This is a genomic window from Protofrankia sp. CiT1, from assembly GCF_917627335.1.
Lineage (GTDB): Bacteria > Actinomycetota > Actinomycetes > Frankiales > Frankiaceae > Protofrankia.
This window is the reverse complement of record NZ_CAKJTP010000075.1, coordinates 1-9,286: the sequence shown is the minus strand read 5'-3', so window position 1 is coordinate 9,286 and position 9,286 is coordinate 1. Positions and strand designations below refer to the sequence as shown.

Here is a 9,286-nt window from a genome sequence, read left to right as displayed (position 1 = left end):
CGGCCGGCCCGACCACGGCTGATCTGGATGCGGCTGACCTGAACGCCGGCCAGCGTAGGAAGCGAGGAACACGACAACGATGACAGCGGATGTCCACCCGGCCGCCGCGCACGAAACCGCGGAGCGCCAGCGGCCCTTGCTGGCCGAGCCGAGCGGGGCCGAGGCGGTGGCCCGCCCGCCGCTGCCCGCGCTCGTCGAGGCGATCCTGATGGTCGCGGAGAACCCGGTCCCGGTTACGGAGATCGCCGTGAGCCTCGACGTCCCCCACGCGGAGGTCGAGCGTGTCATTGCCGGGCTGGCCCGCGGTTACGTCGAGCAGGGCCGGGGCTTCAGCCTCCGTGACGTCGGTGGCGGCTGGCGTTTCTACACCAGCGATGAGTGCGCGCCCTGGGTCGAGCGGTTCGTGCTCGCCGGGCAGAGCCCGAAACTGTCCCAGGCGGCGCTGGAGACGCTGGCGATCGTCGCCTACCAGCAGCCGGTGAGCCGTGGGCGGATCTCCGCGGTGCGGGGTGTGTCCGCCGACGGTGTGATCCGTACGCTGACCACCCGCCGGCTCGTGGAGGAGGCGGGCAGCGACCCGGAGAGCGGGGCGACGCTCTACCGGACGACTGCCTACTTCCTGGAACGGATGGGTCTGCGCCACCTCGACGAACTGCCTCCGCTCGCCCCGCTGCTGCCCGGCATCGCCGACGTGGATGACATTGTCGGCTCATGACATTCTGGGCTCATGACAACCGGTGACGTGAATACCGAGGGCGTCCGGCTGCAGAAGGTTCTCGCGGCGGCGGGGCTCGGGTCCCGGCGGCACAGCGAGGAGCTGATCGCCGCGGGCCGCGTGCGGGTGGACGGCCGGGTCGTCGAGGCGCAGGGCCTTCGGGTCGACCCGCAGACCGCGGTCATCGAGGTCGACGGCGCACGGGTCGTGACCAAGGCGGGCCTGGTTCACCTCGCGTTGAACAAGCCGGTCGGGGTGCTGTCGGCGATGTCGGACGACCGGGGCCGACCGACCGTCGCGGACCTGGTGACCGACCACGCCCCCGGCCTGTTCCACGTCGGGCGGCTCGACGCCGACAGCGAGGGCCTGCTGCTGGTCACCAACGACGGGGAGCTGGCACATCGGCTGGCGCATCCGTCGTTCGGTGTCGCCAAGACCTACCTGGTCGAGGTGAGTGGGCCGGTCGGTCGGGACGTGCCGCGCCGGCTGCGGGCGGGGGTCACCCTCACGGACGGGATGGTGACCGTGGACGCCGTGCGGATCGTGAGCTCGGCCGGGCCGCGGGTCATGCTTGAGATCACGTTGCACGAGGGGCGTAAGCACGTCGTGCGTCGCCTGATGGACGCCGTGGGCCACCCGGTGCGCCGGCTGGTGCGGACCCGGATCGGGCCGGTGTATCTCGGCTCGCTGCGGGCCGGCCGGACCCGGCACCTTTCCCAGGCGGAGGTCGGCGCGCTCTACCACGAGGTCGCGCTGTGACGCGGATGTCGCCATGACTGCCGTCACAATCAGTTCCGTGCAGGCCGGGAACGCCTCCCGTGCCTGTCGCGCCTGCCGTGCCTCCCGTGTTCGGCTGGCTGGTGGCGCGCGTTTGGGCAAGCCGGCTGTCTGGCTCCCTGGTCGAACGACGACTCCCGAAACACGCCGTAGGGTGGCGCGGTGACTGTCGCGCCCGCCACACCGGGATTCCCGCCCCCCGGACCGCCGCCGGGCCGGGTCGGTGTGGTGGGGGCCGGCCTGATCGGTACCAGTATCGGGCTGGCACTGGGCGTCCACGGCATCGAGGTCCTGCTGGCCGACATCGATCCTGAACAGATCAAGGTCGCCGAGGCCATGGGTGCCGGCCAGCCATGGCATGGTGAGCCCGTGGGGCATGCGGTCATCGCGGTTCCTCCGCACGCTGTCGCCGGTGAGCTACGGAAGGTGCAGCGGGCGGGGCTCGCCGAGACGGTCAGTGATGTCGCGAGCGTGAAGGCCCGGCCGATCGTCGAGGCCGTCCAGGCTGGATGCGATCTGTCGATGTGGTGCCCCGCGCACCCGATCGCCGGGCGTGAGCGCGGCGGCGCGGCCTCGGCCCGTGCTGACCTGTTCGCCGAGCGAGCCTGGGTCGTCTGCCCGGTGCCGCACACCTCACCTGCCGCCTTGGCCGCCACGATCGCGATCGCGCGGGCGTGCGGTGCCACACCGGTGCGCGCGACGCCCGACCGTCATGACACGGCGATGGCTGTCCTGTCCCACCTGCCGCAGGTGGTCGCGAGCCTGCTGGCCGCCGCCACCCCCGACCTCGACGCAGGCGAGCTGGCTCTTGCGGGCCAGGGGTTCCGGGACGCCACCCGCTTGGCCGACAGCGATCCCAGCCTGTGGTCGTCGATTCTGGAGGGCAACCGCGGGCCCGTCGCTGTCCGGGCCAGGCTGCTCAGCGAAAAGCTCGCCAGGTTGGCCGAGGTGCTCGACCGGGGTGGTGAACAGGAGGTTATCGAGGTTGTCCGCGGGCTCATGGCGGCTGGAAACACCGGCCGGGCGCTTTTGCCGCGCAAGGCCAGCGCGGCGATGCGGCCGTTGGCCTGGGCCTGGGTCGGAGTGGTGCTTGCGGACCGGCCCGGTCAGCTAGGCGAGCTGTTTGCGACGATCGGCGGCTGGGAGATCAATATTGAGGATATCGCCGCGTTTGAGCACAATCTCGACGCTCCGGCCGGCATTGTGGAGATCGCTGTTTCGCCCGATATCGTGGGTACGCTGCTGGATCGGCTTGCCGCCGCCGGCTGGACCGCCTATCGCAGGTCGTGAACGCCATCCTTCGTGGGTGGGCGGCCCCGAGTAGCCTGATCCGGGCTGACCACATCGGCCTTGACCTGGCCGGCGGCTTGGGTGACGACCTGGGCCGGCTGGGCTGGCTGGGTCGGCTGGGCCGGTTTCACCGTGTCGGTTGCTGACGGTTTTCTGATGTAGTCGGGTTACTGTGTGTACGCGGATTCCACCTATGCGCGGTTTTCGTGTGTGCACGGTCTTGTGCGTAATTGTCGCGTCTGGACGGAGGAAGCGGTGGAGCAGGACCGCGGTTCCCGTGAGTCAGTGGGCGTAACGGCCACTGACAATCAGGAAGTGTCCACGGGCGGCGAAGGCCGCTGCACCGGGCACAGTCAGGTATTGACGTCCGAGGGATTGTCCGAGGGATTGGTCGTAGCCGTCGACGGGCCGGGAGGCTCCGGCAAGAGCACCGTCGCCAGGGAGATCGCCCGACGGCTGGGCCTGCGCTATCTCGACACCGGCGCGATGTACCGGGCGGTGACACAGGTCGCCTTGGAGAGCAGGATCGACCTTGAAGATCACAGCGCTGTGGGGGAACTGGCCGAACGGGTGGTGCTGGCTGTCGGTACCAGTCCGGACAGTCCCACGATCGCGGTGAACGGCGAAGCCGTGGAGGACAAGATCCGCGGCAGGGCGGTCACGAACGCGGTGAGCGCGGTTGCCGCGGTGCCGGCGGTCCGGCGTCTTCTCGTCGCTCGCCAGCGGCAGATCATCGCGGCGTCCCCGACGGGCATCGTGGTAGAAGGCCGTGACATAGGTTCGGTCGTTGCTCCGCAGGCTCCGGTCAAGGTGTTCCTGACGGCCTCGACCGAGGTCCGGGCGTTGCGGCGGTCGCATCAGCTCGGGGAGAAGGGCATCGACGACGTGGCCCGTACCCTCGCTGAGCTCGATCGCCGGGATGCGCTGGACTCGACGCGTGCCGCGGATCCGCTGGCTGTCCCCGAGGATGCGATCATGCTCGACTCGACCAGCCTGTCCATTGAGGCTGTTGTGGACGAGGTTCTGCTGCACTGCGAACGGGTAACGGCCGACGCGTCATGACCGCCGAAAGCCCCGACGCCATGGAAGCGGGCGCCGGGCAGCCTCCGGCGCGCGTGCCGCGGCGCGGGGCGGCGTCCAGGCCCTACCGCGGCGTCGCGCACAGGGCGCTCAAGCCACCGGTGCGGTTTGTCCTGAACCAGATCGTCATGCGGGTGACCCTCCAGGGACTTGAGCACGTGCCGGCGACCGGCCCGGTGATCTTTGCGGGAAACCACAGCAGTCTGCTGGACGGCCCGCTGGTCGTCATCGAATCACCACGTACGGTACGCTGCCTGGTGAAGTCCGAAATGTACGGCGGCATACTTGGTATGCTGCTGACCATTGCCGGCCAGATCCCGGTCGACCGTGGCCGGCCGGATCGGGCCGCCCTGCACACCGCGCTTGACGAGTTGGGGCGCGGCGGAGTCATCGGGGTGTTTCCGGAGGGCACCCGGGGAACGGGCGAGCTGGAGACGGTGCAGCACGGTATCGCCTATCTTGCTGTTCACGGACGGTGCCCGGTGTTGCCGGTCGCATGTATCGACACCGCTCGGGCCCTGCCGAAGGGTGCCCGGTGGCCCAGGCGCTCCGTGCCCACCCGGGTGGTGTTCGGGCGTCCGTTCGACGTGGTGGTTCCGGCGAACCCGCGATCGCGCCGAGCGTTGGCGGCCGTGGCGGAGGACATCCGGTTGCGGATCGCCGACCATCTCGTGCGGGCTCGCCTGCCCAGCTGATCGTGACGTGCTCGGCTCCCGCGTCGAGGCCGCCGGGAAGCCGCAGCCGGGAAGCCACCGCGGGGGGCTGTCACCGGCATGACCGAGCGGCTGTGGTCACGGCGGTACCGGAACGATGGCGAACAGACATGACAAACAGAGACGAGGACGTTGTGGGTGTGGCTTCGCAGCTACCGCAGGACGAGGCCGAGCACCCGCTCGGTGGCACCGAGCGGCAGCCCGTGCTGGCGATTGTCGGCCGCCCCAACGTCGGCAAGTCGACGCTGGTGAACCGGATCCTGGGCCGGCGGGCCGCGGTCGTCGAAGACATCCCGGGCGTGACCCGCGACCGGGTCGCCTATGACGCGACCTGGAGTGGGCGGCGTTTCGTCGTCGTCGACACCGGTGGTTGGGAGCCGGACGCGCGTGGGCTTGCCGCCCGCGTCGCCGAGCAGGCGCGCGTCGCCCTGGACACAGCCGACGCGGTGCTGTTCGTGGTCGATACCACGGTGGGCGCAACCGACGCGGATGAAGCTGTCGCGCGCGTGCTGCAGCGTTCGGGGCTGCCCGTCGTCCTCGCGGCGAACAAGGTCGACGACGCCCGGACGGAAGCGGACGCGGCCGCGCTGTGGAGCCTCGGGCTTGGCGAGCCGCATCCTGTCTCATCCCTGCACGGCCGTGGCAGCGGCGATCTGCTCGACGCCGTGCTCGCGGCTCTCCCCGCGGCCCCGCGGGAGCGCTTCGAGGAGGTGACCGGCCCACGGCGGGTAGCGCTGCTGGGCCGGCCGAACGTGGGGAAGTCCAGCCTGCTCAACCGGCTCGCCGGGACGGAGCGCTCCCTGGTGCACGAGGTCGCCGGTACCACCCGCGATCCAGTCGACGAGCTGGTGACCGTCGGGGGCGAGGTGTGGAAGTTCGTGGACACCGCCGGTCTGCGGCGCCGGGTACGGGAGGCGACCGGAGCGGAGTACTACTCCTCGCTGCGCACCGCGGCGGCGCTGGAAGCCGCTGAGGTCGCGATCGTCCTGCTGGATGCCGGCGAGCCACTGACCGAGCAGGATCAACGGGTGATCACCATGGTGGTCGACGCCGGGCGGGCGCTGGTGCTGGCGTTCAACAAGTGGGACCTGCTTGACGAGGACCGTCGCCTCACTCTGGAACGTGAGATCATCCGAGACCTCGGCCGGGTTGCCTGGGCGCCGAGGGTGAACGTGTCGGCGATGACCGGCCGCGCGGTCGACCGGCTCGCGCCAGCCCTGCGGTCCGCCCTGGAGTCATGGGGGACGCGTATCTCCACCGGCCGGCTCAACACCTGGCTCGGCGAGGTCGTGGCGGCCACCCCGCCGCCGTCGAGGGGCGGGCGGCTGCCCCGGGTGCTGTTCGCGACGCAGGCCGGTGTGCGGCCGCCCCGGTTCGTCATCTTCTCGACGGGATTCCTGGAACCGGCTTACCGTCGTTTCCTGGAGCGGCGGCTGCGCGAGGACTTCGGTTTCGCCGGAACTCCGATCGAGATCTCTATCCGGGTGCGCGAGCGAGGTGAGAAGCGCCAGTGACGATCAGCACACCGACGGGTCGGCCCACATCAGACCGACCGGCAACAGGTGCGTAGATCAGGGAGCGGGGTGGGGTGTGTGCCCCAGCCCCGCGACGCCGCGTCCCTATTGCCGGGCCCTCTAAATCCTCCGGTTGGAGCCGCGCCTTTCAGCGCGGGTCAGGGTAGGAGCGTCAGCGCTCGGTGTGTCTTGACGATGGTGAAGTGGCGCCGGTCGACAGTGGCGACTTCGTCGACGCCGAGGCGTTCCGCACACGCGATCACGGATGCGTCCACGGTGCCGAGGGGCAGGCTGCGGTAGCGGTTGACGAGGTCAGCGATGCGTAGCCAGTCGGTTGGGTGGACAGGTTCGACGTCGAACGCGCCGGAGGCCAAGTCCGCGATGAATCGAAGCTCAGCGTGCGTGCCGAGGCGGGTGCCGAGCAGGTAGACAACTTCGGTCACCACCAGGGTCGGCACGATCAGAGGACCGGGGTGGGTTTCCAACAGCTCGGCGCACGCCTCGTGGTGTTGGTCGTCGGCGTCGACATAGGCGTAGAGCGGGCCTGCGTCGACGACGAGAGCTACGGCGCCACCTCGCTGGCGAGGATCTCCTCGATCCGCTCGGAGATGTCGTGTCGCCCGCTGCGGCCAGCGGCGCGGGCGCCGAGAACACGCCGTCCGTGGGCCGCCTCGCCGCCGCGTTCGAGCAGTTCGGCCAAGCCCGCCGGGACGATCGCGGCCAGCCGCCGGCCTCGTTCGGTCAGGTAGACAACCTGCCCGGACGAGGCGGCCTCGCGGGCCACAGCGGCAAGCTGCTCGCCGTCTGGGAGCGGCATCTCGGTCATGGCAACATCGTAGCGGCATGTTGTGGGCTACCTTCGGCCGCGAGCCGTCATCGCTCTGCGTAGCGGGGATCGGACAGCCCACCCGCCGGCCTCGGTCGGCGGCAGGTGCCCGGAAGGAACCCTCCAGCCATCGCCGCGCTTCTGGAGGCCGAGCGCATCGCGCCCAAGCAGATCCGAGAGCACCCAAAAGTCCGGGTCCTGGTCCGAGACCTCCTCCAGGACCCTGGATGGCGCTCTGACCAGGAGCTCCGTGCGTTGGCGGACCGATGCGGGGAGCAGTCTAGGCGACCCGCACAGAAATTGCTAGACCGTATTTACGTTACGGCCCGTACTTCAAGTGCGGGTTGGCGGCGCCACCTGAGCCAGGTGGGCAGCCCTGACGAATAGCCTGCAACCGATCTTCCTCAACGACGACGCCGGAGTGCTGCTGAGTAGGCACCTGGGCGCCGCCCGGTCCCCAAATGGTCCCCAAGCCCGATCAGCCTGACCCCGGACGGGAACAAGAAGATCCACAAAAAGTGGCCGCTGACCTGGGTGTCTGTCCCGTCAGCGGCCACTTTGATACTGGTCGGGACGACAGGATTCGAACCTGCGACCCCCAGACCCCCAGTCTGGTGCGCTACCAAGCTGCGCCACGTCCCGTACGCGCCCTACGTTACCCCATGGCTGAGGCAGGCTTGGGCCCTGGGTGACGCGGTCGGGACTCGCACCGCGTCACCCAGGGCTCCGGCGAACCTGGGCCTGGGGCTGGGGCTGGGGCCGTGTCCGGTGTTGGCTGCCGGCTGGGAGAGGCTGCCGGCCGCCCGGATGCTCTTGTTATCCGGACGGCCAGCGGTTCGGGTGGCCGCGGGGAAACTTCGGCGGCGGCGCCCCCCGGACTCGTCTTCCCTGGAGCCTGCGGCGCGCGGAGGGAGTTACGATCGCGCGCTCGTCGGCCCAACCGCGGTCTGGATGCGCCTGCTGAGATCCAGGCGCATCCAGACCCGTTGGTCACTGCGTCGCGCGATTCCTGCGACGAGCGGTGAGGCCCGCGCCGAGCATCGCGGCACCGAGCCCCGCACCGGCGACCGGAGTGATCGGGAACGACGGCGCGGTGCCGCCGCCACCGGCGTCGACGCCATGCGACGGCGCGGGGTAGGACTTGGCCTCCGACCAGGACCTGTCGTCCTTCTTGGCGCCTTCCCAGGACTTGTCGTCCTTCTTGCTGTCCCACTTGTAGTCGTGGGGAGCGCCGTACGACGGCGCGCTGGCAGCCGTCGGCGCCGCGGTGGTGCTGGCAGCCGCTGTTGGCGTGGGGGCTGCGGTGGTGCTGGCCGCTGTCGGCGCCGCGGTGGTGCTGGCAGCAGTCGGCGCCGTGATCGTACCGCCCCATGCTGGCGCCGTGGTGCTGGCGGCGGCCGTTGGCGTGGGGGCTGTGGTGGTGCTGGCAGCCGTCGGTGTCGCGCTGGCGCTGGCGCTGGCGCTGGCCGTCGCAGTCGGGCTGTCCGGCGCATCGATCGTCCAGCTGTGGTGCGAGTCCGAGTCCCACGAGTCGTCATTCGCAAACGCGGATACGGGGTTAATGCCAACAAAGAATGCGGTGGCTGCCGATATTGCCAGCATCACCACACCCCGGCCAATTCTGTGCGTCATGACCTTCCTCTTCTCTCATGCGGTAGCGGTACTGTTACCGCGGGCAACACAGTAGCCATTTGATGTCTGGGGGAACGGCATGGGACGCGATATTGCCGGGAGGAAGCCGAAAGTCCTCTTGCCGGCACGGTGGCTGATTCTGCTTGGACTCATCCTGATTGGAGTGAGCGGCCAGAGGCTTGTTTCGCAGGAATTCGGGAAGGACATTGGAATTCCTGCGACGACTGTCCCAACAGGCGTCGTTGCCACGGATAAACCACCAGCTGGTACGTCTGCGGCGGTGTCCGCTCCGGCGCGTACGGCTGATAGCCGGCCGATCTTCCTGAATATTCCCGCGCTGGGCACGGCTGCGGCCGTCGGGCCGGTTGGGCTCAACTCGGACGGAACGCTCCAGGTGCCGACGTCCTGGGGTGAAATCGGCTGGTACGAATATGGCCCGCGTCCAGGTGACGTCGGTGCGGCCGTCCTCGTCGGACATTACGACTCAACAACCGGGCCAGCTGTTTTCTACCGCCTTGAGAAGATCAAACAAAATGACTTGGTGGAGATAAAAAGGGCTGACGGAACGGTTGTGCGATTTGTGGTGGACCGCATCCAGGAGGTCTCGAAGAGTGCCTTCCCGGCGGCGGACGTCTACGGCACGGTTGATCGTCCGGAACTACGCCTCATCACCTGTGGCGGTGATTTCAACAGGAAAACCCACCACTATCTGGATAACGTGATCGTTTTTGCGCATGCC

At 69.1% G+C, this 9,286-nt stretch carries 9 protein-coding genes, 1 tRNA gene and 1 pseudogene; 7 read left to right on the top strand and 4 right to left on the bottom strand.

All coding sequences use genetic code 11. From position 1 onward, the window contains the following. Window positions 1–79: 79 nt before the first annotated feature. From MJ785_RS13475 to der, 6 genes are all read left to right on the top strand, one after another. Window positions 80–715, top strand: a complete 636-nt coding sequence (locus MJ785_RS13475) for an SMC-Scp complex subunit ScpB (protein ID WP_239309598.1) — start codon at window positions 80–82, stop codon at window positions 713–715. Window positions 716–727: 12 nt separating this feature from the next. Then, window positions 728–1,474, top strand: coding sequence for a pseudouridine synthase (locus tag MJ785_RS13470; RefSeq protein WP_239372865.1), 747 nt, complete (start codon window positions 728–730; stop codon window positions 1,472–1,474). 180 nt (window positions 1,475–1,654) lie between these two features. Then, on the top strand, window positions 1,655–2,782 hold the full coding sequence (locus MJ785_RS13465) for a prephenate dehydrogenase (protein ID WP_239346385.1): 1,128 nt from the start codon (window positions 1,655–1,657) through the stop codon (window positions 2,780–2,782). Window positions 2,783–3,037: 255 nt separating this feature from the next. After that, window positions 3,038–3,844 carry a (d)CMP kinase gene (gene cmk / locus MJ785_RS13460; protein WP_239309603.1) on the top strand — a complete coding sequence of 269 codons (807 nt, stop codon included), beginning with the start codon at window positions 3,038–3,040 and terminating at the stop codon, window positions 3,842–3,844. Continuing rightward, window positions 3,814–4,557: a lysophospholipid acyltransferase family protein gene (locus tag MJ785_RS13455; protein ID WP_370651528.1), complete on the top strand. Its 744-nt coding sequence runs from the start codon at window positions 3,814–3,816 to the stop codon at window positions 4,555–4,557. Before cmk ends, MJ785_RS13455 begins: the two co-directional genes overlap by 31 nt. A gap of 128 nt (window positions 4,558–4,685) precedes the next feature. Beyond that, entirely contained in the window at window positions 4,686–6,089 is a 1,404-nt protein-coding gene (gene der / locus MJ785_RS13450; RefSeq protein WP_239309605.1) for a ribosome biogenesis GTPase Der, read from the top strand. A 158-nt stretch (window positions 6,090–6,247) separates the two neighbouring features. Here the strand turns inward: der and MJ785_RS13445 are convergent. The 4 genes and pseudogenes from MJ785_RS13445 to MJ785_RS13430 all read right to left on the bottom strand — a co-directional run. Next, window positions 6,248–6,634, bottom strand: a pseudogene (locus tag MJ785_RS13445) (type II toxin-antitoxin system VapC family toxin); the annotation flags it as partial. Window positions 6,635–6,651: 17 nt separating this feature from the next. Then, complete coding sequence (locus tag MJ785_RS13440) at window positions 6,652–6,915, bottom strand: hypothetical protein (protein WP_239309607.1); 264 nt, start codon at window positions 6,913–6,915, stop codon at window positions 6,652–6,654. 565 nt (window positions 6,916–7,480) lie between these two features. Then, a tRNA-Pro gene (locus tag MJ785_RS13435) sits at window positions 7,481–7,557 on the bottom strand. Window positions 7,558–7,905: 348 nt separating this feature from the next. Further along, complete coding sequence (locus tag MJ785_RS13430) at window positions 7,906–8,547, bottom strand: hypothetical protein (protein WP_239381199.1); 642 nt, start codon at window positions 8,545–8,547, stop codon at window positions 7,906–7,908. Between the two features lie 79 nt (window positions 8,548–8,626). Here MJ785_RS13430 and MJ785_RS13425 point away from each other — a divergent pair. After that, window positions 8,627–9,286: class F sortase (locus tag MJ785_RS13425; protein ID WP_239381198.1), on the top strand; the 660-nt coding region annotated here is incomplete at its 3' end.

Bases quoted from the DNA above. Each gene is read 5' to 3' on its own strand.
- MJ785_RS13475 (WP_239309598.1), top strand. From the start codon at position 80: ATGACAGCGGATGTCCACCCGGCCGCCGCGCACGAAACCGCGGAGCGC.
- MJ785_RS13470 (WP_239372865.1), top strand. From the start codon at position 728: ATGACAACCGGTGACGTGAATACCGAGGGCGTCCGGCTGCAGAAGGTT.
- der (WP_239309605.1), top strand. From the start codon at position 4,686: ATGACAAACAGAGACGAGGACGTTGTGGGTGTGGCTTCGCAGCTACCG.
- MJ785_RS13440 (WP_239309607.1), bottom strand. From the start codon at position 6,915: ATGACCGAGATGCCGCTCCCAGACGGCGAGCAGCTTGCCGCTGTGGCC.
- MJ785_RS13430 (WP_239381199.1), bottom strand. From the start codon at position 8,547: ATGACGCACAGAATTGGCCGGGGTGTGGTGATGCTGGCAATATCGGCA.